Source organism: Polaromonas sp. (genome assembly GCF_030689685.1).
Taxonomy (GTDB): domain Bacteria; phylum Pseudomonadota; class Gammaproteobacteria; order Burkholderiales; family Burkholderiaceae_C; genus Polaromonas.
In genome coordinates, this window is sequence record NZ_JAUYEY010000015.1 from 61,222 (window position 1) to 82,655 (window position 21,434).

Sequence of the window (21,434 nt, forward strand, 5' to 3'; positions counted from 1 at the left end):
CGGCCGGGGGCTCCCCCTGATTTGTTGTCAGAACCCCTATTCGGCATATCAGGAGTCAGTTGCGGTCGATTCTGCCATCCGAAACCCCTTTACGCCTCTGGTACTTACGCGGCGCACGTTGATCAGGGCATAAACCTGAAATGGCGAGCATGCGCTGCCAGGAAAGCGGGGTCTGGCAAGAAGCGCTCGGGCAAACGGATGCGCTTGGAGTCGCAATCTATCAAGCTAGATTGAAGGAACGCATCGATTGGCCCCGTCTTGAGTGCGGGGGAGATACGCACCGTGTAGTCAGGCATCACGGTAATCAAGCCTTGGTCGTAGGCTCGGTCGTGTAGGGCCGAAAGGCAAAGGCCGTTTTGGGGGTTCAGACGGTTCTTGGCGTCTTCGCTCCACGGGACGATATGACTGGCGATAACCAACTTCTCGTGTTGTAGACCACTGATACAACAGGTTGCGTTGTAGCTTGTCAAGACTGATTTTCTAAAACGAGCCTGATTTACCCGCACTTGCACCACAGCGTTCCGAGTTCGACCTTCGGCAAACTCTTCCGGCTCGTCTTGCAGAAGCTCTTGGTCTGCCTGCACGCCGTTGCTGAGTGCGAGCGCGGCATACGCTTCGGCGGCTTCGGTAGCTACAGCGTCCCAATCTTGTTGCAGCGTAGCCCATAGCTCTCTGTCCTGATTGGTCGCACCGCTGAGTCCCGCACGCCCGCTCGCGACGATTTGAGGATCAAGGCTTGCAAAATTACCCAGCTTCATGGCGAGGGAGTCAGGTGTGCGACCCTCCCATTGGGCAAGCTGCTGAATTTCGGGAGCGCGCCTGTGCAGTCTTCCGAAGGGCAACAACGTGTAGAGATGAAATGCAGCAAGCGTGTGTTGCCTAGTCCATGTAACCGGTGTACTCATCTCCGTCCTTTGGTGTTTTGCCAACCACACAGCGAGAGCAGCTTGTTTCCGTAGATTAAGCAACGGAATCGGCCGTCAGCCCTTTCCGCACATGCGCAAGCAGCTACTATTTTGGTAGCAACTCAACCACCCCCACCGCCTCCACCTCAATCAAAAATCCGTAGTGCAACAGCGGCACAGGCACCACCGCCCGCGCTGGCGGCGCGGCGCCTGCCCATTGTTGGTAGATGTGGTTAAACGCTGGCCACTGCGCAATGTCTGTCACGTACACCCGCACCTGCACCAGCTAGGCCACGCTGCTGCCGACCGCCTCCAGCGCGGCTTGCACGTTGGCAAGTACTTGTTTGGCCTGGTCTTCAAAACTGGCCTGAGATGAAGACGACGGCGTGGCTGTAGTGGCCGCCGGGTGGGGCCATGGTATCGGGGTTGATGCGCTTGATCGTCATGACAAATTACAGCCGCTACCAGCCGTTACCAGCCATAAAAGCGCGGCCAGGTGGCGCCGACCTCTTGGCCGTTGACGGCGTGGTACTCAGGGAACTGGGCGCCGGTGGCGCAGGCGTGGTTGGGCAACACGCGTAGCTGGGTGCCGACGGGGAAGTGCTGGGCGATGTTTTGATCGGCTTCGCCGCTGCGGCTGACGATGCCGTGCTCCTGGTTGGCGCCGGTCAGGGTGTAGCCTTCGATGCGCTGGCCATTGGCGTCGCAGAGCTGGCCGTAGCCGTAGTCGCGCGTCTGCTTTTGCGTGCCGCGGTCGCGGCTCATGGCCATCCAGCCGGCGTCCACAATCGCCCAGCCTTTGTCGCTTTGGTGGCCAATCACGGTGGTCAGCACGCTCAGGGCTACGTCCTCTAGCGAACACACGCCCACATTGGCCATGACCAAATCAAAAAACACATACACGCCGGCGCGCACCTCGGTCACGCCCTGCAGCTGTTGGGCCGACAGCGCTGTGGGTGTGGAGCCGACGCTGACGACGGGGCATCGCAGGCCGGCGGCGCGCAGGCGTTCTGCCGCCAGCACACACAGGCTGCGCTCTTGCTCGGCCATAGCCTGCAGGGCCTCGGGCGTGTTCAGGTCGTAGCTGGAGCCGGCGTGCGTCATGACGCCGCCCAGGGTGGCGGGGCCGCCCTGGTGCAGCAACTGACCTATGGTGATCAGCTCGTCGCCCTGGGGCTGCACGCCGGATCGGTGGCCGTCGGTGTCGATTTCTATCCACACTTCAAACGGCACGCCGTGCTGGCGCGCGTAAGCCACGATGGCGGCGGCAGAGGCAGCGCTGTCGGCAATGATTTTCAGCGCGCAACCCTGGGCGATCAGTGCGGCGGCCTGTTTGAGCTTGGGCGGGGACATGCCGACGGCGTACAGGATGTCTTTGATGCCGGCGGCAAAAAACTGCTCGGCCTCTTTCAGGGTGGATACCGTGATGCCGCGCGCGCCGGCCGTAATCTGCGCCTGGGCGATGGCGACACATTTGGTGGTTTTGACATGCGGGCGAAAAGCCACGCCCAGGCTGCCCATGCGTTGCTGCATGCGCGCGATGTTGCGCTGCATGCGGGCGGTGTCCACCAGCGCGGCGGGGGTGTTGAGGTCTTGGAGGTGCATGGCATCCATTGTGGTCTGGCTGGGCGGTTGATGCAGCAGATTTTGCCCGCCCTGCGGGCCAGCGTCTGGATGTGCATATGGCGCTTGTCAATCCGGGCGCGGCTTGTTAGGCTGCGGTTTTTCAAACTGTGCGCACACCGGAGGTTTTCATGACGGATACATCCCCCTTGCCCCCCAGCGTGATGTCGCATGTGTCGATAGGCACCAATGATTTTCCGCGCGCCCGGGCCTTTTACGATGCGGTGCTGGCCACGCTACAGATCCCGCGGGTGATGGAGCATGGCGAGTCAGCCGCTTATGGCCGGGCCTTTCCGGAGTTCTGGGTCGGGCGGCCGCATGACGGTGGCCGGGCGGCGGCGGGCAATGGCTCGCACTTGAGCTTTCTGGCCAACTCGCCGGCCGAGGTCGATGCCTTTCATGCCAAGGCGCTGGCGCTGGGTGCGCAGTGTGATGGCCCGCCGGGCTTGCGGCCGCAGTACACGCCGACCTATTACGCCGCTTTTGTGCGGGACCTGGACGGCCACAAGATAGAAGCCATGTGTTTTGTCCAGGGGGCTGCGGCCTGAGAAGGCGCGCTTTGGGCGGCGTTGGAGCGTTTTGCCCGAGTCCACAAGACAAATAGGCCGCCAGCCCTTGCTGGACGTGCGCAAGCAGCTCCTGAATCAATAGCGGGTTTCGCCCATGACGCGTTCGACTTCGTTCAGCGCGTAGGTGGTGAACTCGTCGATTTCGGTGGCTTTGTCAAAAACGGCGTCGGCGCCGCCGGCCAGGCAGCGCTGGCGCATGGCGGGGGTGGCGTAACCGGTGAGGACCACCACTTTTTGCCGCAGGGCGCGGTTGCTGCAGCTTTTCACGACGTTCAGGCCGCTGCCCTGCAGCAGGAACAGGTCAATCACGGCCAGGTCCCAGTCTTCCGGGTGCTCGGCCAGCCAGCGGCAGGCTTCGTCTTCGGTGCTGGCGCAGTCCACCACACGGGCGCCGACCAGCTCTTCAAGTGATTCGGACAGTGCGGCGCGAATGACGGGGCTGTCTTCGACCAGGTAAATTCTCAGGCGCATCGGGATCGGGGGTCGGGGATGATGGTCTTGAGTCTACACAAAGGAGGCGCGATAAACCTGTCCGGCGCATTGCTGCGCGCCGCAGGAGCCGGAATGCCGCGCCGTTGGTGTCTGGCGCCAGGGCGCTGCCACCGGCCCGGAAAACACCGGCAAATACGGGTCTGGCCCACACCGGTATTGCGCAAGCAGCTATCAATTAGATAGCGAGCGAAGCTCTGCCGCGCGGCAACATGTCACGCCATAATTGCGCTTATTTACAAGGGGTAAGCCATGGTCATGCTGTTGCTGGGGCTGGTGCTTTTTCTGGGCGTGCATTCCACACGCATAGCTGCAGACGGCTGGCGCAGCGCCATGGTGGGCCGCTTCGGCGAGATGCCGTGGAAGGCGGTTTATGCCTTGCTGTCCATCGCCGGCTTTGTGCTGATCGTCTGGGGCTTTGGCCTGGCGCGCCAGCAGCCGGTGCAGTTGTGGATGCCGCCGCGCGGCATGCGGCACCTGGCCTCGCTCTTGACCCTGATTGCCTTTGTGTTGCTGGCTGCCACCTACGTGCCGCGTAACGCCATCAAGGCGCGCTTGCACCACCCCATGGTGCTGGCCGTCAAGGTGTGGGCGCTGGCGCACCTGCTGGCCAATGGCAACCTGGCGCACATGGTGCTATTTGGCTCTTTTCTGGTCTGGGCGGCGCTGAGCTTTCGCGCAGCGCGGGCGCGGGACCGGGTGGCTGGCACGGTGTATGCGCCGGGCACCACGGCCGGCACCGTGACCGCGCTGCTGGTGGGTGTTGCGGGCTGGGCGGTGTTTGCTTTCTGGGCGCATGGGGCGCTGATTGGGGTCAGGCCTATTGGTTGAGCGTGTTTACCGCGCCAGCACCCAGCTGCTGATTTTGCCGACGACTTCGGCCTCCAGGCCATTGAAGCCGTGATAGGCCATGGCTTCACAGGGCGGGCCTTGCGTCTGGCCGCCACTGAAGGCCATCAGTTCGGCTTTGGGTGCTTTGGATGCTTTTTCCAGGCTGGCCATCAGCGGCGGCATGTCGGCAAACAGGCAGACCCGGCAAGCGTCTTGCGTGTGGTGCACCACCAGCGCCGGCACGCTGATCTTTTCAAGCGGCATTTGGGGCACGGCGCGGCTGGCGCTGTCGGTCAGTATGGAGGCGGTCAGCACCACGCCGTCGGGGCCACCTTGCGCGGGGCTGGCCTCGGTGGCGATGTAGCCGGCCGATTGCGTGCCGCGGCTGGTGCCCACCAGCCACACCGGCACGGGTGCCTGCTGCTTGAGCCAGGCGATCACCGCCAGCACGTCGGCGGTATGTTCCGGCGTTTGCCGAAAGCCGCTCAGAAAAGGCGCTGACTGGCGGTCGGACGGCGCATCAATCATTGCAACCGCCAGGCCCGCGTCGGCAAATAGCTGGCGCGTGCGCACCAGAAAGTTGCCCTCACCCCACTGCAAGCTGCCGTTGTTGAAAATCCGCAGGCCGCCGTGTCCGCCCGCCAGCAGAATGACCGCCGCTTTGGGGTTGGGCGGCGTGATGAAAACAAAACGTTGGGTGACACCGGGCCGGGTGGGGATGTCCACCACCTTTTGCGTGGTTTGCGCCAGTGCGGCGGGGCTGGCCAGCCACAGGCCCAGCAGCCAAGCCGCAAGGCTGGTGCGAAACCATGTATTGAGCTTGTGTGTCAATGCCATCTCCTGAGGGTGTTGGCGGATTGTGGCTTGCGGGTGGGGGTGTGGCAAAGCGCGTACAGCTCTTCTATAATTCCTTACCAATCGTAAGGAGCTTTTCATGCCTGCTGCCACACTGACGTCCAAAGGACAAATCACATTGCCTGCTGCCGTGCGCACGGCACTGGGCTTGCACGCGGGGAGCAAAGTGGATTTTTTGCCGGTGAAAGACGGCTTCAAGGTGGTGGCCCTGCACGCGGACGTGACGTCGCTCAAGGGGCGTTTTGCGGGGCGTGCTAAAAAACCGGTCAGCCTTGCAGCCATGGACGAGGCGATTGCGGCGCAGGCGGTTGCGCGCAACCGGCCATCCAGATGATCGGGCTTGATACCAATGTGCTGGTGCGTTATCTGGCACAAGACGATGCAAAGCAGGCCGCTCTGGCCACACGCCTGATTGAGAAGCAGCTCAGCGCGGCCAAGCCCGGCTTCATCAGTTTGGTGGTGCTGGTGGAGCTTTGCTGGGTGCTGAAGAAGCTGTATGGCGCCACGCAGGCCGAGCTGGTTCAGGCGGTGGGCGACCTCCTGGGCGCCGCTGCATTTCGCGTTGAGCGGCGCGAGGTGGTTCAGGCGGTGTTGCGCCAGCTCAGTGACAGCAAAAGCAGCAAGGCCGGGTTTGCCGATGTACTGATCGCACACCTGGCCAGCAGCGAAGGCTGTACACACACGCTGACTTTTGACAAGGCAGCGGTGCGTGCTTCGGGCATGGCGCTGCTTGAATAGGGCGCTTACTTGCCGTCAGGCAGCTCGATCTTGACTTCGAGCACATCGAGGTTGTCCTGGCGCTCAAGGTTGACCTTGATGTCGTCGGGATTGATCTTGATGTATTTCGATATCACCGCAATCAAATCGCGCTGTAGTGCCGGCAGGTAGTCGGGCTCGTGGCTGTGGCGGCCTGAGCGCTCGTGCGCCAGGATGATTTGCAGCCGCTCTTTGGCGACGCTGGCGGTTTTTTTCTTTTCGCCGAGCAGGAAGGACAGGAAAGAAGCCATGGTGTTTATTTGCCTCCAAACACACGTTTGAAGAAACCAACCTTGGGTGCATCGATAAAACGCAGCGGCTTCTCCTCTCCAAGGAAACGCGCGATCACGTCTTTGTAGGCTTCGGAGACATCGCTGCCCTCCATGTGCACGGCCGGCACGCCCTGGTTCGATGCCTGCAGCACCGACTCGGACTCGGGGATCACGCCGATCAGCTTGATACGCAAGATGTCCTTGATGTCTTCCAGCGAGAGCATCTGGCCCTGGTCCACGCGGCTGGGGTTGTAGCGCGTGATCAGCAGATGTTCCTTGATCGGCTCGCCGCCTGCCATGCCGCGCTTGGTCTTGCTCGACAACATGCCGAGAATGCGATCAGAGTCGCGCACTGAGGAGACTTCAGGGTTGGTCACGACCAGCGCCTCGTCGGCAAAATGCATGGCCATCAGCGCGCCGGTTTCGATACCGGCCGGCGAGTCGCAGACGATGTATTCAAAGTCCATGTCGGACAGGTCTTTGAGCACCTTCTCCACGCCCTCCTTGCTCAGCGCTTCCTTGTCGCGCGTCTGCGAAGCGGCCAGCACGTACAGCTTGTCGCACTGCTTGTCCTTGATCAGCGCCTGGTTCAGGTTGGCTTCGCCCTGGATCACGTTGATCAGGTCGTACACCACGCGGCGCTCGCAGCCCATGATCAGGTCGAGGTTGCGCAGGCCCACGTCGAAGTCAATGACGGCGGTTTTGTGGCCGCGCATTGCCAGACCGGTTGCAAAGCTGGCGCTGGTGGTGGTTTTGCCCACGCCGCCCTTGCCGGAGGTGACCACGATGATTTTTGCCATGGGTAAAAAGTCCTTTTGAATTGAATGGGAGCAGGCCTGGGGCCTTACACAGAAAGAGGGGTCATGACGAGCTTGTCGCCGTCGGGTCCGGGCAACAGCCGCACTTGTGTGGGCTTGCCCCACACACCTTGGGGCAGGGGCACGTCGCTGGTGCGGTAAATGCCGGCAATCGACAGCAGTTCAGGCTCCAGACACAGCGAGAAGATGCGTGCATCGGCATTGCCGCGCGCGCCGGCCATGGCCTTGCCGCGCAGGGGTGCATACACATGAATGTGGCCGTCGGCAATCACTTCAGCGCCGGCGTTGACCATGGCCAGCACGACCAGATCGCGTCCGCGCGCGTAGACCTGCTGGCCCGAGCGCAACGGTTTATCAATAACCAGGGCGCTCACGGCGGGCGCGGCCATCGGTGCTTCAGTTGCAACAGGCTGTGCGTGCGCGACCTCGGGCGCCCGCGACCTGGCGGCGGTGATGCGCGCATCGGGTGCGGCGAGCAGACCGGCTGCGGCTGCGGCGTTCATCTGCCCAAGGTTGCCACCGCGCACGGCGACAGGCGCCACACGGTAGCTGCGCAACAGCGCGACCAGCGCCGCAAAGTCGATGGCATGCTCGTCCAGCGCCAGCGCCGATAACTCGACCACGAGCGGGTCGTTGTCAAAAAAGTCGGGAATGTCGTCGAAACGCAGCGCCAGGTCGCGTGACAGCGCGTCGAGGTCGGGGGACTTGAGCAGCAGCGCGACCAGAGGCAGGTTGGCGCTTTTGATTTCGAAAGTGGCGGGGGAGCTGGCCGGGAGGGCAACGATCATGGGCAAAGGGGCGTCGCGTCGTCGCGGAAAAAGAAAGTATCGGTTGCCCGAAAGCGTAGCCCGAAAAGGCTCGAATCTTAACAGTGCGATATGTCGCAGTTGTGAGGGAATGAAACGCCAGCAACGGTTGCCGAATACAGCCGCCGGTTTCATGGTGCTGATGGCTTAAAGGCCGGGAGAGCTTGCAGTTTCAGAACAAATTAGCCTCTAGCCCATGCTGGATAAGCGTCAACAGCTATGAATTTAATAGCAAAAACTGTCGCTGGTTTTGCTTTGCACCAAGCGGGTGAACCTGATGGCTGCTGTCAATGGGGGACCAGTGCAGGCGCCACGGACCCGTCCTACAGGGATGCGGGCCGGCTACCGATAAAGGGCCACGCCGGTCGGGGCCTATATTGATTTCATGGGTTAGAGCGCAGTGCTTGGCCTGTTACAACGCCGCTCATGGCGTTGAAAGGAGACTTGATGAAAACAAACAGAGGGTGTTTTTCTGCGGTGTTGTCCATTGCCGTGCTCGCCACCGCAGGGATTGCTTTTGCGCAACCCAGCACCATGCCGGACAACGCGACACAGGTCCCACCCGAAATGGGCGTCAAGCCTGCGTTGCTGGGCGCCAGTGCACCGCTGCCCGCCGACCTCAAACCTCGCATCCGGCCCGAGCTGAAACCCCGCATGAAGTCCGATGAGCTCAAGCCGGAACTGCGTTCGGAGCAGCGGCCTGAAATGAGCCCCAGCCTGCAGCCCAACAGCCAAAAACCGCTGCACACAGATGCGCCGACAAAACGTGTCAACTGAGGATTGCGCTGGCGCTCGGCAGCGCATGCGCGTGACCGCCCTATCCCTGCCTTTGCTGCTTTGCTTGATCAGCAGCTTTGCAGCAGCCCAGGGCGGCGCGCTGGTGCCGGAGCCGCGCATCAACCGTAACCCGGCTTTTCGGGAGGGACTGCCTGCCGCACCGCAACCGCCAGTCAGCCCACGCGTCACCTTGCCGCCTGCAACCGGCCCGTGCGATCCACGGGACTCGACGACAAGACCAGTGCAGCCGCCGGCCAGCATCGACGACCGCAGCCAGATGGTGGGGGAATCGCCTGTACCAGGCACAACATCAACGCGGCCTTTAGGCTCGGCCGCTGCGGACTGCAACTGATCCTAGGGGCTTGGGCCCGGCGCGCTTTTTAGTGAATAAAACCCATGCCCCGTGATTCACGGACTTCGGGTTTGATCCGGTGCTCGGCTTCAAGCTGGCTCAGGAATTCATCAACCGTGAACTCCGCCGCAAGAATGTCAGTCTGCCGCTTGACCGCCGCAAAGTCGCCGGGGCACAGTTGCTCCAAACGAGCCAGCCGCTCGCACACCACGTCGGTCAAGCTGGCGGCATCACCAGCGAGGGCTTCGGTAACAAACATTTTTTCGCGCTGAGCCGCCGTCAAGGGCATGAATTTGATCTTGAAGGTGAAGCGCCGCAGCGCCGCCTGGTCCAGGCTTTCCAGCAGGTTGGTGGTGCAGACAAAAATGCCGGTGAAACGCTCCATGCCCTGCAGCATCTCGTTGACCTCGGTCACCTCATAAGTGCGGTGCGCGCCGCGCCTGTCCTGCAAAAAGCTGTCGGCCTCGTCGAGCAGCAGCACCGCTTTTTCGGCCTCGGCCTCGGCAAACATCGCTGCCATGTTTTGCTCGGTCTCGCCGACGTATTTGCTCATCAGGTCGCTGGCCTGCTTGATCATCAGCGGCCTTTCGAGTTCTTTGGCCAAGTGCTCGGCCAGCGCGGTCTTGCCGGTGCCCGGCGCGCCGTAAAAACACAGGCTGCCGTGGCTGCGGCTTTTCAGCGCTTGCACAATTCGCGGCACGTCAAAGCGCGACTGGACGTTCAGCATGGACAAATCGTAAGTGGTGACGCTGCGTCGCCCCGCAGCGTCGGCTTTGTTGCCGAGCGCGAGGTCGGCATTTTTGAGCTGGCGCTCAATCAGCGACTCCATCAGCGCCGTGTGGCCGCCGCTGAGGATGGCCTGCATGCCTTCGCCGCAGTTCTCTTTGCAGGGTTCGCTGGCCAGCCTGGCAAAACGCACCGCCGTGCGGATCTGCGCCGGTGTCAGACCCTTGCGGGCCGTGAGCCTGGCCACAAAACCGTCGCTGACCGGCACACCCGCGAGCGTCTTGCGCACCAGGCCTTCGCGCGCGCCAGGTGGTGGCGACTTGAGTTCCAGGTGGTAGGCAAAACGGCGCCGGAAAGCCGGGTCGATCTGCTCGATCCGGTTGGTCACCCACAATGTCGGCACCGTGTTCGATTCGAGGATCTGGTTGACCCAGGCCTTGCCGCTGACCGAGCCGGTGGCCGGCGCCACCAATTGGTCCGAGCGTGCCATCAGTTGGGCCGCCTCGCTGGAGATCGCGGGAAACACGTCCTCGACCTCGTCAAACAACAGCGCGGCGTGGGCGCTGCCCTTGAGGAAGACCTGGGCGATCTGCAGCGAGCGGTAGCGGTCACGTCCGCTCAGCGAGTTGCCGTCGCGATCCGCATATTCCACCTCAAACAGGTCCAGCCCCGCAGCCTGCGCCACCACTTTGGCCAGTTCGGTCTTGCCGGTACCGGGCGGGCCGTACAGCAGCACGTTGACGCCGAGCTCCTTGCCGGCCACCGCATTGCGCAGCAGCGACACCATCACCTGCGCGTCTTCCTGTGCAAACGAAAAGTCCGCCAGTCCCAGGCTGCTGCGGTCCACCGGGCGCGTGAACACGGCCATCAGTTCGGTCTGGTCGCGGTATTCACGCATCAGCACCGGTGGCAGTTTTTCGCTGACCTTCATGAGGTCGGCGAGGTCGGTGATATTGTGCTCGGAGATCAGATTCTCGACCATGCCGATGCGTTCCAGCCGCGAGCCAGCGCGCAGCGCCTCGGCAACCTCGTTGGCCTTGACGCCGGCCACCTCGGCAATCGCGGCATAGGCTTCGGGCGCGTTGTTGACCTTGAACTCGACCAGCAGAGAGCGCAAGTCGCGCTGGTAGCGCGCCAGCGTGCCGTACAGCAGCAGCGCGCGTTCGGCCTGGTTGAGCTGCAGCAGGTTGGCCAGCGCGTCGATATTTTTTTCGACCAGCGTGGACTGCTTTTTGAGCGCGTGTGTCAACCAGTCGCCGGTGGCGCTCAGCACCGACAGCAGGTCCTTGGGCTGGTCCTTGGCGTGTTCGTCGAGGTAGAAAAACAGCGTGCCCTCTTCATAGGGGCCACGCCAGGCGCCGTGGCGGTTCAGGAAGGCGGTGTCGCTGAGGGTTTCGTGCCCGCGCCAGAACTCGTTGTCGCGGCAGCGGCGGCCCAGGAACTCGCGCAGGCGCTGCAGCGCGGGCAGCGGCCACACCAGGTGCCGGCCGGACAGCGACAGCAGGCTGTTGAGGTCACGCCGCACATTGAACTTGGCGCCCTGGCGCGCGGCCAGCGTCAGCACAAAATGCGAACACATCAGGTCCAGCACCGGCGCATCCTTCAGGCCGGGAGACAGCAGTAGCTGACCGTGCTTGTCGGCACCCAAACGCTTGCTCATCGATGGACCTCCGGCATGGAAGAAAAAACCATCTGCGCCATCAGGCACAGACGACATATGCCTAACCATAACGCAGCTTGAAGCATCATGGAAGACACTGCGTGAATGTTCGCGTGTGGATTGCGCCACAAAAGCCGCCACAATCGGTGCTCCCGCAAAAATGCCGTGACAGCCCTACCCGCCAGGAGCACCATGCTTGGATTTGCCGATATAGAAGCCGCCGCCATCAGGCTGCAGGGCCAGTTGCTCGACACCCCTTGCGTTGCGTCGAAAACGCTGTCGCAGATCACCGGCGCAGAAGTTTTCCTCAAGTTCGAGAACCTGCAATACACCGCCTCCTTCAAGGAGCGCGGCGCTTGCAACAAACTGGTGCAGCTCACGGCCGAGGAGCGGCGCCGCGGCGTGGTAGCCATGAGCGCCGGCAACCATGCCCAGGGTGTGGCCTACCATGCGCAGCGGCTGGGCCTGCGTGCGGTGATCGTGATGCCGCGCTTCACACCCGGTGTCAAGATAGACCGCACCCGCAGCTTTGGCGCGGAGGTGGTGCTGCACGGCGACACGCTGGAAGAGTCCCGCAACCACGCGCTGGAACTGGCGCAGCGTGAAAGCCTGGTGTTTGTCCATCCCTATGACGATGAAGCCATCGTGGCCGGCCAGGGAACGGTCGCCCTGGAAATGCTGCGCGCCGTGCCGGAGCTCGATATCCTGGTGGTGGCAGTGGGCGGCGGCGGCCTGATCGCCGGCATGGCAACGGCGGCGAGAGCGATCAAGCCCAGCATCGGCATCATCGGCGTGCAGACCTCGCGTTTTCCAGCCATGGTCAACGCCATCAAGGGCACGCAACACCCGCAGGGCAGCAGCACCATCGCCGAAGGTATTGCTGTCGGTACTCCGGGCGTCATTGCGCAGGCCATCATCGCGCGGCTGGTGGACGATCTGGTGCTGGTGGACGAGGGCGACATCGAGCAGGCCATGGTGATGCTGCTCGAGATTGAAAAAACCCTGGTCGAGGGCGCGGGCGCCACCGGCCTGGCCGCACTGCTCAAGTACCCCGAGCGCTTTCAGGGAAAGAAAGTCGGCCTGGTGCTGTGCGGCGGCAACATCGATCCACTGCTGCTGGCAGCCATCATCGAGCGCGGCATGGTCCGTGCCGGACGGTTGGCCCGCATCCGGGTCAGCGCGCGCGACGTGCCTGGCTCTCTGGCCAAAATCACCGCTACGGTGGCTGGCGCGGGCGCCAACATCGACGAGGTGCACCACCAGCGCGCTTTCACCATGCTGTCGGCGCAGAACGTCGACATCGAACTGGTGATCCAGACACGCGGCCGCGAGCACATTGCACAGGTGCTGGCCGTATTAAAAACAGCCGGTTTCGAAGCCGCAGAACAGTCATGAACACGGATACCTTGCAGGCCGTCCTGCCGAACTATTTTGCACCCTGGGTGCAGGCCCTGGGCCTGAAGGTTGAGGCTTTCGACAGCCTGGGCGTGACATTGCGACTGCCGCAAAATCCGGCGCTGTCACGCGTCGGCGGCATGCTCTGCGGCCAGGCCATGATGGCCGCCGCTGACACGGCCATGGTGCTGGCGCTGATCAACCATTTCGGCGAATTCCGGCCGTGCACCACGGTGCAGATGAACAGCAGTTTCCTCAAGCCGCTGTCGAAACAGGACGCCCTGATCGAAGCGCGCGTGCTACGCGCCGGCAAATCGCTGGCCTTCGGCGAGATCGACATCCGCGGCGCCGACGACGGCAAAAGCGTGAGCCGTACCACCACCACTTACGCGCTGCTTTGACCGCTACCGGAGGTGTTTGCTCATTTTGGCGACAAACAGTTGCGGGATGCTGACGCTGCGGCGCCCCGGCAGCAGCTCAAACCCGTCGCGGGCGCGGATACTGCCCGGCGTCAGCACCGACAGGTAAAAACCGCAAAAGCCGCTGTGCGCCATTAGGCGTGAGGCCCGTGCAAAACCCATGGCAGCATTGAACTTGTAGCAGGGTTCGCGCGGAATCCTCACCTGCAACTCACAGCGCGGAAACCTCAGGACGTCGCCAGCCCACACCTCGCTTTCCAGCAGGCCCTGCAAGGTCAGGTTTTCACCGAGGCTGCCGTGCGGCAGGTTGTCGTCGATTAGGCCCGGACCGTGTTCGCGCCGCGCGGCCTGCCAGAACGGGTAGTGTTCGGCGGGATAGGCATACACGGCTTTTTCCAGCCCACCGTGGAGGGACAGGTCGGCTTGCTCGTCACCGAGCAGTCCCAGCGGCAGCACCGGCACCGCATCACTGACCGCCCGCTTGACCATGCCGGTCAAGACATTTCGCCCGCCCATGGGCATACGCCGAGCCAAGCCGACCTGCACCGACACCAGGCTGCGCGCCACGCTTGCCTGCCCGCCCACCAGTCCAGGACCCGCTAATTCCATCCAATCACTTCAAAGCCCCGTTCCGCCAGGCAGCGCTGCACGAAATTGCGGTAGGTGCTGCTGGGACGGTCGTTGCGAAAAGCACCCTGCACCGCACCCGCCGACCCGCCCACGGCTGCACCCGCTGCGCCGGCGCGAACCACACCCTCGCCGCCGCGGCCGGTGATCAGCGCGCCGACCGCCGAAGCCACCGCACCGGTGGCCGCACCGACGCCCGCACCGCGGGCGACCGCATTGTTTTTTTCGTCGGGTGTCAGGCCGGCTGACACCGCCCGGGCCATGCAGGTGTCGACCTCCGCGCGGCCTTGGGCGTCACCGACACGGTTCAGGGTGGCGTTGGGGTAGAGAACAGGCCGGGCCGAGGGGCTGTGGGCGCCGGTGCTGGCACAACCGGCCAGGCCGCTCAGCAGCAAGGCGGCAACACAGGCAAAGCCTGGTTTGGCGAAGGAATGCATATCAAACTCCTGATCAAAGGATGGCTGTGGCTCGCCGGCAGGGTACGGACAAATCAGCATGGTTGCGGCCAGCCGGTCCGGTCCGCGTATGAAAAGGTAAAATAGAGGCGTTGTCCCGTTTTCAGGAACCCCTCATCATGTCCAGTCCAGAACAAACCACTAACGCAGCCCACAGCAGCCCGACCCACGCCCAGGAACAGGATGCCGTCGAAGCGATTGTGCCGCTGATGCCTCTGGTCCTGCCGGCCGCCGGCGCTGTATTGATGTTCTTGCTGGCTTTTATCGCCATCTACATGGCCTGAAACCCGTCGGCAGCGCCGCTTTAGGCCGCACGCCTGCTTAAGCCGCGCCGTTGGTCTGCCGCCCATCGGGCGCGCGGCTGATCATCAGTATTCCGACGATGAAGGCAATCAGGTGGCCTTCGGGAAAGGTCCGGAAGTGGCCGCTGAACAGACTGGTCGCGCCCCAGGCCAGCAGACACCCCGCCGCCATCTTTCCGTAAATAGTGCCGCTTTTCAGGGCATATTTCAAGATCATTGCGAGAACGGACAGAAAAGCTGCGAGTCCGACAAGGCCGTTTTCAGCCAGAATAAACAGGTACTGGTTATGAGGATCGCCAGCAGGATTGGCGCGCCAGCCACTGTATTTCTCTGCTGCAATCGCACTGAACTCCTGCTTGAATCCACCCGTTCCGAGACCGAACAAGGGGTTGTCGCGGATGATGCCCAGCGTTGTCTGATACATCACCATCCTGCGTCCAAGCGAGGTCTCCGTGGGTGTGGTCGTAAAGCCTTGAATCTCTGTGACGCCCTTCATGATTCGGTCATGCACCGAAGAGGAAAAGGTAAATGCCACAGCACCGACCAACAATGCCGCAAATGTCCCCAGGACCACCCCCTTCAGCCCGCGCCACAGGACGAAACACCAGACCACCAGCACCAGAAAAACCACATACCCGCTGCGCCCGTCGGTAACCGTCGCGATATTGACCAGGAATCCCAGCGACAACGCATGAAACAGCCATTTTCTTGCGGGTTTTTTTTGTTGGGATGCAAACCATTGCGACAAAAAGGCGCACAGTGCGAACACCATGCTCTGGGTGGCATAAGACCGAAACAGATTCTCGGGGCCCAAGGGCATGGACGACCTTGTGAACTTGAGCGGCGAGTGGGTCATGAGTTGCTGCACAAATGGTGCAGCCAATGCGAAGGACAGCAACATGCCGACAGCCGCCAAACCAAAAAACGCCACCAAAAATCGCCGCTTTGGTTCCGCGCCTGAAAAGAGCAGGACCAGCGGAAGAATATAGAGAATTTTCCTGTCGGAATAAATGGTTTCCATCCCATACGACAAGGGTGCCGCCGTATAGCTTAGTCCTATCACCTGCCAGCCAAAGTACACAGCCAGTGCCACAGCAAAGCCTGCGGGGAAGTTCTGCACGTCCAGGTGTCGGCGCTGTCCGCTCAGGCAGACCGCAAGAAACAAAAGCAGGAAAAGTGCAAACCCCAAATTTGCCAGGGCGGTGGAAAACAGGTTGACGCAAACGGCAAATATCGCCGTGTTTTGGGTCCAGGTAATCAGGGGGTGCGGCGATGGGTGATGCAGATGGGACAAGGCAGTCATCGGTGAATGGTTCCAGGTTAAATGTCAAGTCGCTTATTCGTGCCGTCGGCGGCGCCACAGCTTTTTCCAGCGAAACTGCAGGGTCTGAAACCACAGCGGATGCGACTTGTCCAGCGCGGATGAAAACTTCCCGTTGTGGCTGCCCTGCTCGACGACCGGCGGCTCCAGCCAGAACATGGGGGTGGCCAGCGTCCGGTCAATGTGCTCGAAGGTGTGGTCGATCGGCAGCGTGATGCCGTTGGCCTCTATCCAGTCCAGCCGCCGCTGCGCGGTGGCCAGCGAGACGATGTAGGAGTCCGCAAATTTGCCCTGGTTGCGCGGGTACAGCCATTGCCCGGCGCGGATCTGCTCATGCGGTACGTAGTAGTGGCCGCCGCAGCCCAAAAAGGTGACATGCGGGTCGCCCAGGGCCAGCTCTTCCTTCATCAAGCCGTTCAGGGCCGGCCAGAACTGCGTAGAAAAAATCACGTCATCTTCCAGGATCAGGGCACGGGACAATTGCCTCTGCGCGATCAGCCTGTGCGCTTGCCAGTGCTTGAGCGCGCAGGACTGCTGCGCGGGCGACAGTTTGTCGCCGCGAAAAAGTTGCTGGCGCAAGCCTTCGGAAATGGCCGGTATGTCGAAATCGAGCACCCACTCGAAAGGCAGGCCCAGGCCCGCCATTTGCGCTTCGATGAAGCGCCGCCGCTCGATAAAACGGGTTGCGTGAATCACAAAAATCGCGTCCAGCCCCGCAGGCAGGGCCTGACGGGGCGCGGGGTTGGAGGAAGGGGCGAGGGGCATGGGTGCTTGGAAAAAGAAGGAAACCCGGAACGGCTGCAGATGCGTGGATTCTAGGTGACTGCAGCATCCACCTACAGGCGCATGGAACGAGGCCACCGGAGATTGCGCCCACTGTGGTCAGGACTGCCGGAACCGGCGTATTCGCAATGCATAACCTCATGCAGGTTTTGCATAAGTTTTGCTTGTACCCGCGAGGTAACTTCCGCCGATGTTCTTAAAATGAATTTTTCGACCATCCTGCGGAGCTCCGTTTTCGAAGCAGTAGCAAGCGCCATTCCGACAGGCGTTCCGACCCGCCGTTGCGGCTGTCCGGCATCCGGCGCCTGTCGAAATCACGCTTACTAACTTTGGAGCTCCCGATGAACCACCCCGCGATGCAAGGGCTGAACCTGAATACGCCCAGCTACGTCAAACACGCCCGGCTGATTGCCTGGGTTGCCGACATGGCGGCCCTGTGCAAACCCGACAACATCTACTGGTGCGACGGCAGCGACGCCGAATACCAGCGCCTGTGCCAGCAACTGGTTGACGCCGGCACCTTCAAAAAGCTCAACGAGGCGAAGCGCCCGAACAGCTTCCTGGCCAACTCCGACCCGAGCGACGTGGCCCGCGTGGAAGACCGCACCTTCATCTGCTCTGCGAACAAGGAAGACGCCGGCCCGACCAACAACTGGATGGCCCCGGCCGAGATGCGCGCCACGCTGCAGCCTTTGTTTGATGGCTGTATGAAGGGTCGCACCATGTATGTGGTGCCGTTTTCCATGGGCCCGCTGGGCTCGCCGATTGCACACATCGGCATCGAGCTGTCCGACAGCCCCTATGTCGGTGTCAACATGAAAATCATGACGCGCATGGGCAGGGCCGTGTTCGACGTGCTGGGTGGCGACGGCGAGTTTGTCCCCTGTGTGCACACCGTCGGCGCGCCACTGGCCGAAGGCCAGAAGGACGTGAGCTGGCCCTGCAACAAGACCAAGTACATCGTGCACTATCCCGAGACGCGCGAAATCTGGTCCTACGGTTCCGGCTACGGCGGCAATGCATTGCTGGGCAAGAAGTGTTTCGCGCTGCGCATTGCGTCGAACATGGGCAGGGACGAAGGCTGGCTCGCCGAGCATATGCTGATCCTGGGCGTCACCTCGCCCGAAGGCAAGAAGTACCACGTGGCGGCGGCCTTCCCGTCGGCTTGCGGCAAGACCAACTTCTCGATGCTGGTGCCGCCGGCGGGTTTTGAGGGCTGGAAAGTCACCACCATTGGCGACGACATTGCCTGGATCAAGCCCGGCAAGGACGGCCGCCTTTACGCCATCAATCCGGAAGCCGGCTACTTCGGCGTCGCGCCGGGCACCAATATGCTGACCAACCCGAACTGCCTGCGCAGCCTGGACCACGACGTGATCTTCACCAATGTCGGCCTGACCGACGACGGCGACGTCTGGTGGGAAGGCATGGAGCAGGATGCACCGGGCAAGGCCTTGCCGGCTCATTTGATCGACTGGCAGGGCAAGGACTGGACACCGCAGATCGCCAAGGAAACCGGCGCCAAGGCCGCGCACCCGAACTCGCGCTTCACAGTCGCCGCCACCAACAACCCGGCACTCGATCCGGCCTGGGATGATCCGGCCGGCGTTCCGATCGACGCTTTCATCTTCGGCGGGCGCCGTTCCAACACCGTGCCGCTGGTGACCGAAGGTCGCAACTGGGTCGAGGGGGTTTACGCAGCGGCGACCATGGGTTCGGAAACCACCGCCGCCATCACCGGCCAGGTCGGCGTGGTGCGACGCGACCCGTTCGCCATGCTGGCCTTTGCCGGCTACAACATGGCGGACTACTTCCAGCACTGGCTCAATGTCGGAAAGACGCTCGAAGCCTCGGGCGCCACACCGCCGAAAATTTTCACCGCCAACTGGTTCCGCAAGGGCGAGGACGGCAAGTTCGTTTGGCCCGGCTACGGCGAGAACATGCGCGTGCTCAAGTGGATGATTGACCGCATTGAGGGCGAGGGCCAGGGCGTGGACCATTTTATCGGCGTTAGCCCGCGTTATGAAGACATGAACTGGAAAGGCCTGGACTTCAGCGCCGAGCAGTTCAAGTCCGTCACCAGCATGGACAAGTCAGCCTGGCTCAAGGAGCTGGAATTGCACGCGGAACTGTTTAAGCAACTCGAACATCACCTGCCAAAAGAGCTGGAGGAGACCAAAGCTGCGATTGAGCAGCGCCTGGCGGCCTGACGGGCACCGGCGCTCCGTTGCAAGGAGAAAACCAGCAAGACCTGCCTGTTTTTCCTGGTGTCCCCGGCCCATCGCCGGGACGCAAAAAAGCCACCGATCCGGTGGCTTTTTTTAGGGCTGTCCGATGGCAGCCGGTAGCAAGCAAATTAGATGTAATTGCGCTGGTAAGCGCGCAGTTCGCTAGCGCCGAGGCGCATGGCGCGGCGTGTCAGGCCGGCGGGGGCAGAGGCAACATCGGCGGCAAGCGGCGCAGCAACAGCTACATCGTCGGCTATTTCCTGGCGGGCCATCGCAACGCGCAGATCGGACATCACGCGAGGATCGGTTTTGGCGGCTTCCCACATCCGGATGTCGGCGCGGGCCTGGGCCACGGCCTGCGACCACGCATCCAGCGCGGCGACCGTGCGGGCCGCCAGATTGCGCGCCGTGCCGGCAAACAACGCGAGACCGGCAAAAGCCACCGCCCACAGTGCCATCCAGATCACCAGCAGATGGCCTTCAGCGACGCTGTCCGTCACCTGGTAGGCGACGACCATGATGGAAGCCACGATGGCGGAGAGCAGCAGCGTAGCCAGGCCGCGCGTACCGGAGAATCCCTGACGTAGCTGGTTGGCAGCGTGCAGTGCCGACTCAACCCGGGCGGCGCCGGTGTGCTCTGTGGCGTACTTGGTGTTGACGAAGCTGGTCATGATGGTTTCCCTTGATGAGTGCCCCCACCGATATTGGTTTGGGTACAGAGGCATATTAGGGTTATCACTGACGTTATTCAACTTTATCTTTATGATGATTACCATTCACGACAGTGATAGCTAAATCGGCCGATCAATCAACTATGTCTCAGCCCAACTTCCGTACACTGGACCTGAACCTGTTGCGCGTGTTTGACGAGGTCATGGCAGAGCGCAGCCTGACGCGCGCCGCGCGCAACCTGTCGCTGACCCAGCCGGCCGTCAGCAATGCCTTGCGCCGCCTGCGCGAGGCATTGGGCGACGAGCTGATGCAGCGCAGCGGCCACGGCATGGCGCCCACGCCGCGCGCGCTCGCGATCTGGCCGGCGGTGCGCGACTCCTTGCAACAGCTACAGGAATCTCTGGCGCCGAATGAGTTTGTCCCCGCCACGGCGAACACCACCTTTGTGGTGACCATGGCCGACGCCACTGCCGCTGAACTGATCCCGGGGCTGGTCGATACGCTCGAACAGGAAGCCCCGGGGGTGTCGGTGCGGGTGGTGCCCCTGACCACGCGCGACCCGCGGCGCCTGCTGGACGAGGAAAGTTGCGACCTGGCGGTGGGTCACTTCCCCTCGGTGCTGGCCGACCTGACGGCACGGGCACAAAGCGGCGAGCCGACGCCCTTCATGCACAAGCGCCTGTACGACGGGGAGTATGTGTGTGTGATGCGCAGGGAACACCCGCTGGCCAGCGGGCCCTTCACGCTGAACCGATTTTGCGCGGCGCGCCACATGCTGGTGAGTTTTTCGGGCCGGCCTTACGGCTTCATTGACGAGTCGCTGGCTTCGCTGGGCCGCGAGCGGCAGGTGGTGCTGACGGTCAACCAGTTTTTCACGGCGGGCCGGGTGGTAGCCAACTCCAACCTGCTGACCGTGTTGCCGCGCCACTTTGTTGGCGTGACCGGCATTGCCGACCAGCTAGTGCTGCGGCCGCTGCCTTTTGACGTGTCACCAGTGCATGTGGATGCGGTCTGGCACCGGCGCTCGCAACAGCGCAGCGCGCACATCTGGCTGCGCCAGACCTTGGAGCGGGCAGCGGATAAAGTCTTCACGTCTTGAGCCAGCGGTGCACTGCGCATTGAGAAAAACAAGCGCGAGCAGTTCTTGTGGGAAAACTGCTTCGTGCCACTGAACCAAGGGCAGACAGGCAGGGTTGTATCCACTGGCATCGGTTTGAATGGAACCAGAAAGCAAAAAGGCTTCAAACCCGAAGTTTGGAAGCCTTTTAAAGCCGTCTTCAGCCGTAACTGAAGGGGCTGTAGACAGGGCTTAGTAGCCGCCGCGTCCACCGCCGGAGCCGCCGGAACGGCCACCGCCGCTACCGCCGCCACCGTAAGGACTGCGGAAACCGCCATCACTGCCGCCGCCGCCAGAACGACCGCCACCACCACCACCGCCGTATCCACCTCCTCCTCCGCCACCGCCACCGTAACCGCCACCACCGCCACCACCGCCAAACCCGCCACCGCTGCGCGGAGGACGCGCTTCCATCGGACGGGCTTCGTTGACAACAACACTGCGACCGCCCAGAGGCTGGCCGTTCATGCCAGCAATGGCTGCCTGAGCTTCGGCATCGCTGCCCATTTCGACAAAGCCAAAGCCTTTGGAGCGACCCGTGTCACGTTCCATCATGACTTTGGCGCTGGTGACGGCGCCAAACTGGCCAAAAGATTGTTGCAGGTCTTCGTCGCGAACCGAGTACGGCAGATTGCCGACGTAAAGTTTATTGCCCATGAAGGGACTCCTCTAAAAC

General features: G+C 62.2%; 24 protein-coding genes and 1 pseudogene. 10 read left to right on the forward strand and 15 right to left on the reverse strand.

The window, feature by feature from the left end; translation table 11 throughout:
* Positions 1-122: 122 nt before the first annotated feature.
* From Q8O29_RS04060 to Q8O29_RS04070, 3 genes and pseudogenes are all read right to left on the reverse strand, one after another.
* Complete coding sequence (locus tag Q8O29_RS04060; RefSeq protein WP_305560781.1) at positions 123-758, reverse strand: HNH endonuclease; 636 nt, start codon at positions 756-758, stop codon at positions 123-125.
* Positions 759-1,011: 253 nt separating this feature from the next.
* Positions 1,012-1,351: pseudogene (locus Q8O29_RS04065) on the reverse strand (RidA family protein).
* Between the two features lie 25 nt (positions 1,352-1,376).
* A complete protein-coding gene (locus Q8O29_RS04070; RefSeq protein ID WP_305560782.1) occupies positions 1,377-2,510 on the reverse strand; it encodes a DSD1 family PLP-dependent enzyme in 1,134 nt (377 codons plus the stop codon).
* Between the two features lie 149 nt (positions 2,511-2,659).
* On the opposite strand from Q8O29_RS04070, the gene Q8O29_RS04075 reads away from it, so the two are divergent.
* Positions 2,660-3,076 carry a VOC family protein gene (locus tag Q8O29_RS04075; RefSeq protein ID WP_305560783.1) on the forward strand — a complete coding sequence of 139 codons (417 nt, stop codon included), beginning with the start codon at positions 2,660-2,662 and terminating at the stop codon, positions 3,074-3,076.
* A 96-nt stretch (positions 3,077-3,172) separates the two neighbouring features.
* Here Q8O29_RS04075 and Q8O29_RS04080 read toward each other — a convergent pair whose 3' ends face one another.
* Positions 3,173-3,568 carry a response regulator gene (locus tag Q8O29_RS04080; RefSeq protein WP_305560784.1) on the reverse strand — a complete coding sequence of 132 codons (396 nt, stop codon included), beginning with the start codon at positions 3,566-3,568 and terminating at the stop codon, positions 3,173-3,175.
* Between the two features lie 270 nt (positions 3,569-3,838).
* Between Q8O29_RS04080 and Q8O29_RS04085 the strand changes: the two genes are divergently transcribed.
* A complete protein-coding gene (locus Q8O29_RS04085; protein WP_305560785.1) occupies positions 3,839-4,417 on the forward strand; it encodes an NnrU family protein in 579 nt (192 codons plus the stop codon).
* A 6-nt stretch (positions 4,418-4,423) separates the two neighbouring features.
* On the opposite strand, the gene Q8O29_RS04090 is transcribed toward Q8O29_RS04085, so the two are convergent.
* Entirely contained in the window at positions 4,424-5,254 is an 831-nt protein-coding gene (locus Q8O29_RS04090) for an alpha/beta hydrolase (protein ID WP_305560786.1), read from the reverse strand.
* A gap of 97 nt (positions 5,255-5,351) precedes the next feature.
* Here Q8O29_RS04090 and Q8O29_RS04095 point away from each other — a divergent pair, with 97 nt between their 5' ends.
* Both Q8O29_RS04095 and Q8O29_RS04100 read left to right on the forward strand, forming a co-directional pair.
* Positions 5,352-5,606 carry an AbrB/MazE/SpoVT family DNA-binding domain-containing protein gene (locus Q8O29_RS04095; RefSeq protein WP_305560787.1) on the forward strand — a complete coding sequence of 85 codons (255 nt, stop codon included), beginning with the start codon at positions 5,352-5,354 and terminating at the stop codon, positions 5,604-5,606.
* The gene (locus tag Q8O29_RS04100) at positions 5,603-6,010 is read left to right on the forward strand and encodes a PIN domain-containing protein (protein WP_305560788.1); all 408 of its coding nucleotides are present in this window, start codon (positions 5,603-5,605) and stop codon (positions 6,008-6,010) included. Before Q8O29_RS04095 ends, Q8O29_RS04100 begins: the two co-directional genes overlap by 4 nt.
* A gap of 5 nt (positions 6,011-6,015) precedes the next feature.
* Here the strand turns inward: Q8O29_RS04100 and minE are convergent, their stop codons facing one another.
* Genes minE through minC form a run of 3 tightly spaced genes read right to left on the reverse strand, consistent with a single transcriptional unit; the run spans position 6,016 to position 7,906 of the window.
* Positions 6,016-6,279: a cell division topological specificity factor MinE gene (gene minE / locus Q8O29_RS04105; protein ID WP_305560789.1), complete on the reverse strand. Its 264-nt coding sequence runs from the start codon at positions 6,277-6,279 to the stop codon at positions 6,016-6,018.
* 5 nt (positions 6,280-6,284) lie between these two features.
* Entirely contained in the window at positions 6,285-7,100 is an 816-nt protein-coding gene (minD, locus tag Q8O29_RS04110; RefSeq protein ID WP_305560790.1) for a septum site-determining protein MinD, read from the reverse strand.
* 44 nt (positions 7,101-7,144) lie between these two features.
* A complete protein-coding gene (gene minC, locus Q8O29_RS04115) occupies positions 7,145-7,906 on the reverse strand; it encodes a septum site-determining protein MinC (RefSeq protein ID WP_305560791.1) in 762 nt (253 codons plus the stop codon).
* A 465-nt stretch (positions 7,907-8,371) separates the two neighbouring features.
* Between minC and Q8O29_RS04120 the strand changes: the two genes are divergently transcribed.
* On the forward strand, positions 8,372-8,701 hold the full coding sequence (locus Q8O29_RS04120; RefSeq protein WP_305560792.1) for a hypothetical protein: 330 nt from the start codon (positions 8,372-8,374) through the stop codon (positions 8,699-8,701).
* Between the two features lie 380 nt (positions 8,702-9,081).
* Here Q8O29_RS04120 and Q8O29_RS04125 read toward each other — a convergent pair whose 3' ends face one another.
* Positions 9,082-11,439 carry an ATP-binding protein gene (locus Q8O29_RS04125; protein ID WP_305560793.1) on the reverse strand — a complete coding sequence of 786 codons (2,358 nt, stop codon included), beginning with the start codon at positions 11,437-11,439 and terminating at the stop codon, positions 9,082-9,084.
* A 192-nt stretch (positions 11,440-11,631) separates the two neighbouring features.
* Between Q8O29_RS04125 and Q8O29_RS04130 the strand changes: the two genes are divergently transcribed.
* Positions 11,632-12,834, forward strand: coding sequence for a threonine ammonia-lyase (locus tag Q8O29_RS04130; protein ID WP_305560794.1), 1,203 nt, complete (start codon positions 11,632-11,634; stop codon positions 12,832-12,834).
* Entirely contained in the window at positions 12,831-13,235 is a 405-nt protein-coding gene (locus Q8O29_RS04135; RefSeq protein WP_305560795.1) for a PaaI family thioesterase, read from the forward strand. The genes Q8O29_RS04130 and Q8O29_RS04135 overlap by 4 nt, the downstream gene beginning before the upstream one ends.
* A 3-nt stretch (positions 13,236-13,238) precedes the next feature.
* Here the strand turns inward: Q8O29_RS04135 and Q8O29_RS04140 are convergent, their stop codons facing one another.
* Positions 13,239-13,862, reverse strand: a complete 624-nt coding sequence (locus tag Q8O29_RS04140; protein WP_305560796.1) for an MOSC domain-containing protein — start codon at positions 13,860-13,862, stop codon at positions 13,239-13,241.
* Positions 13,853-14,317: a glycine zipper family protein gene (locus tag Q8O29_RS04145; RefSeq protein WP_305560797.1), complete on the reverse strand. Its 465-nt coding sequence runs from the start codon at positions 14,315-14,317 to the stop codon at positions 13,853-13,855. Before Q8O29_RS04145 ends, Q8O29_RS04140 begins: the two co-directional genes overlap by 10 nt.
* A gap of 137 nt (positions 14,318-14,454) precedes the next feature.
* Here Q8O29_RS04145 and Q8O29_RS04150 point away from each other — a divergent pair, with 137 nt between their 5' ends.
* Complete coding sequence (locus Q8O29_RS04150; protein WP_305560798.1) at positions 14,455-14,619, forward strand: hypothetical protein; 165 nt, start codon at positions 14,455-14,457, stop codon at positions 14,617-14,619.
* Positions 14,620-14,656: 37 nt separating this feature from the next.
* Here Q8O29_RS04150 and Q8O29_RS04155 read toward each other — a convergent pair whose 3' ends face one another.
* Together Q8O29_RS04155 and Q8O29_RS04160 are read right to left on the reverse strand one after the other, a co-directional pair.
* Positions 14,657-15,940, reverse strand: coding sequence for an O-antigen ligase (locus Q8O29_RS04155; RefSeq protein WP_305560799.1), 1,284 nt, complete (start codon positions 15,938-15,940; stop codon positions 14,657-14,659).
* Positions 15,941-15,973: 33 nt separating this feature from the next.
* Positions 15,974-16,723 (reverse strand): glycosyltransferase family 25 protein, encoded by a 750-nt coding sequence (locus Q8O29_RS04160; protein WP_305560800.1) that lies wholly within the window; start codon positions 16,721-16,723, stop codon positions 15,974-15,976.
* 359 nt (positions 16,724-17,082) lie between these two features.
* Here Q8O29_RS04160 and Q8O29_RS04165 point away from each other — a divergent pair, with 359 nt between their 5' ends.
* Positions 17,083-18,951, forward strand: a complete 1,869-nt coding sequence (locus Q8O29_RS04165; RefSeq protein ID WP_305560801.1) for a phosphoenolpyruvate carboxykinase (GTP) — start codon at positions 17,083-17,085, stop codon at positions 18,949-18,951.
* A gap of 146 nt (positions 18,952-19,097) precedes the next feature.
* Here Q8O29_RS04165 and Q8O29_RS04170 read toward each other — a convergent pair whose 3' ends face one another.
* Complete coding sequence (locus tag Q8O29_RS04170; protein WP_305560802.1) at positions 19,098-19,640, reverse strand: hypothetical protein; 543 nt, start codon at positions 19,638-19,640, stop codon at positions 19,098-19,100.
* A 143-nt stretch (positions 19,641-19,783) separates the two neighbouring features.
* Here Q8O29_RS04170 and Q8O29_RS04175 point away from each other — a divergent pair, with 143 nt between their 5' ends.
* The gene (locus Q8O29_RS04175) at positions 19,784-20,740 is read left to right on the forward strand and encodes a LysR family transcriptional regulator (RefSeq protein ID WP_305560803.1); all 957 of its coding nucleotides are present in this window, start codon (positions 19,784-19,786) and stop codon (positions 20,738-20,740) included.
* 210 nt (positions 20,741-20,950) lie between these two features.
* Here Q8O29_RS04175 and Q8O29_RS04180 read toward each other — a convergent pair whose 3' ends face one another.
* Positions 20,951-21,415: an RNA-binding protein gene (locus Q8O29_RS04180; RefSeq protein WP_305560804.1), complete on the reverse strand. Its 465-nt coding sequence runs from the start codon at positions 21,413-21,415 to the stop codon at positions 20,951-20,953.
* Between the last annotated feature and the right edge of the window lie 19 nt (positions 21,416-21,434).

Excerpts from the sequence above, each read along its gene's own strand:
- Q8O29_RS04060 (WP_305560781.1), bottom strand. The coding sequence starts at position 758 with ATGAAGCTGGGTAATTTTGCAAGCCTTGATCCTCAAATCGTCGCGAGC.
- Q8O29_RS04070 (WP_305560782.1), bottom strand. The coding sequence starts at position 2,510 with ATGCACCTCCAAGACCTCAACACCCCCGCCGCGCTGGTGGACACCGCC.
- Q8O29_RS04075 (WP_305560783.1), top strand. The coding sequence starts at position 2,660 with ATGACGGATACATCCCCCTTGCCCCCCAGCGTGATGTCGCATGTGTCG.
- Q8O29_RS04080 (WP_305560784.1), bottom strand. The coding sequence starts at position 3,568 with ATGCGCCTGAGAATTTACCTGGTCGAAGACAGCCCCGTCATTCGCGCC.
- Q8O29_RS04085 (WP_305560785.1), top strand. The coding sequence starts at position 3,839 with ATGGTCATGCTGTTGCTGGGGCTGGTGCTTTTTCTGGGCGTGCATTCC.
- Q8O29_RS04090 (WP_305560786.1), bottom strand. The coding sequence starts at position 5,254 with ATGGCATTGACACACAAGCTCAATACATGGTTTCGCACCAGCCTTGCG.
- Q8O29_RS04095 (WP_305560787.1), top strand. The coding sequence starts at position 5,352 with ATGCCTGCTGCCACACTGACGTCCAAAGGACAAATCACATTGCCTGCT.
- Q8O29_RS04100 (WP_305560788.1), top strand. The coding sequence starts at position 5,603 with ATGATCGGGCTTGATACCAATGTGCTGGTGCGTTATCTGGCACAAGAC.
- minE (WP_305560789.1), bottom strand. The coding sequence starts at position 6,279 with ATGGCTTCTTTCCTGTCCTTCCTGCTCGGCGAAAAGAAAAAAACCGCC.
- minD (WP_305560790.1), bottom strand. The coding sequence starts at position 7,100 with ATGGCAAAAATCATCGTGGTCACCTCCGGCAAGGGCGGCGTGGGCAAA.
- minC (WP_305560791.1), bottom strand. The coding sequence starts at position 7,906 with ATGATCGTTGCCCTCCCGGCCAGCTCCCCCGCCACTTTCGAAATCAAA.
- Q8O29_RS04120 (WP_305560792.1), top strand. The coding sequence starts at position 8,372 with ATGAAAACAAACAGAGGGTGTTTTTCTGCGGTGTTGTCCATTGCCGTG.
- Q8O29_RS04125 (WP_305560793.1), bottom strand. The coding sequence starts at position 11,439 with ATGAGCAAGCGTTTGGGTGCCGACAAGCACGGTCAGCTACTGCTGTCT.
- Q8O29_RS04130 (WP_305560794.1), top strand. The coding sequence starts at position 11,632 with ATGCTTGGATTTGCCGATATAGAAGCCGCCGCCATCAGGCTGCAGGGC.
- Q8O29_RS04135 (WP_305560795.1), top strand. The coding sequence starts at position 12,831 with ATGAACACGGATACCTTGCAGGCCGTCCTGCCGAACTATTTTGCACCC.
- Q8O29_RS04140 (WP_305560796.1), bottom strand. The coding sequence starts at position 13,862 with ATGGAATTAGCGGGTCCTGGACTGGTGGGCGGGCAGGCAAGCGTGGCG.
- Q8O29_RS04145 (WP_305560797.1), bottom strand. The coding sequence starts at position 14,317 with ATGCATTCCTTCGCCAAACCAGGCTTTGCCTGTGTTGCCGCCTTGCTG.
- Q8O29_RS04150 (WP_305560798.1), top strand. The coding sequence starts at position 14,455 with ATGTCCAGTCCAGAACAAACCACTAACGCAGCCCACAGCAGCCCGACC.
- Q8O29_RS04155 (WP_305560799.1), bottom strand. The coding sequence starts at position 15,940 with ATGACTGCCTTGTCCCATCTGCATCACCCATCGCCGCACCCCCTGATT.
- Q8O29_RS04160 (WP_305560800.1), bottom strand. The coding sequence starts at position 16,723 with ATGCCCCTCGCCCCTTCCTCCAACCCCGCGCCCCGTCAGGCCCTGCCT.
- Q8O29_RS04165 (WP_305560801.1), top strand. The coding sequence starts at position 17,083 with ATGAACCACCCCGCGATGCAAGGGCTGAACCTGAATACGCCCAGCTAC.
- Q8O29_RS04170 (WP_305560802.1), bottom strand. The coding sequence starts at position 19,640 with ATGACCAGCTTCGTCAACACCAAGTACGCCACAGAGCACACCGGCGCC.
- Q8O29_RS04175 (WP_305560803.1), top strand. The coding sequence starts at position 19,784 with ATGTCTCAGCCCAACTTCCGTACACTGGACCTGAACCTGTTGCGCGTG.
- Q8O29_RS04180 (WP_305560804.1), bottom strand. The coding sequence starts at position 21,415 with ATGGGCAATAAACTTTACGTCGGCAATCTGCCGTACTCGGTTCGCGAC.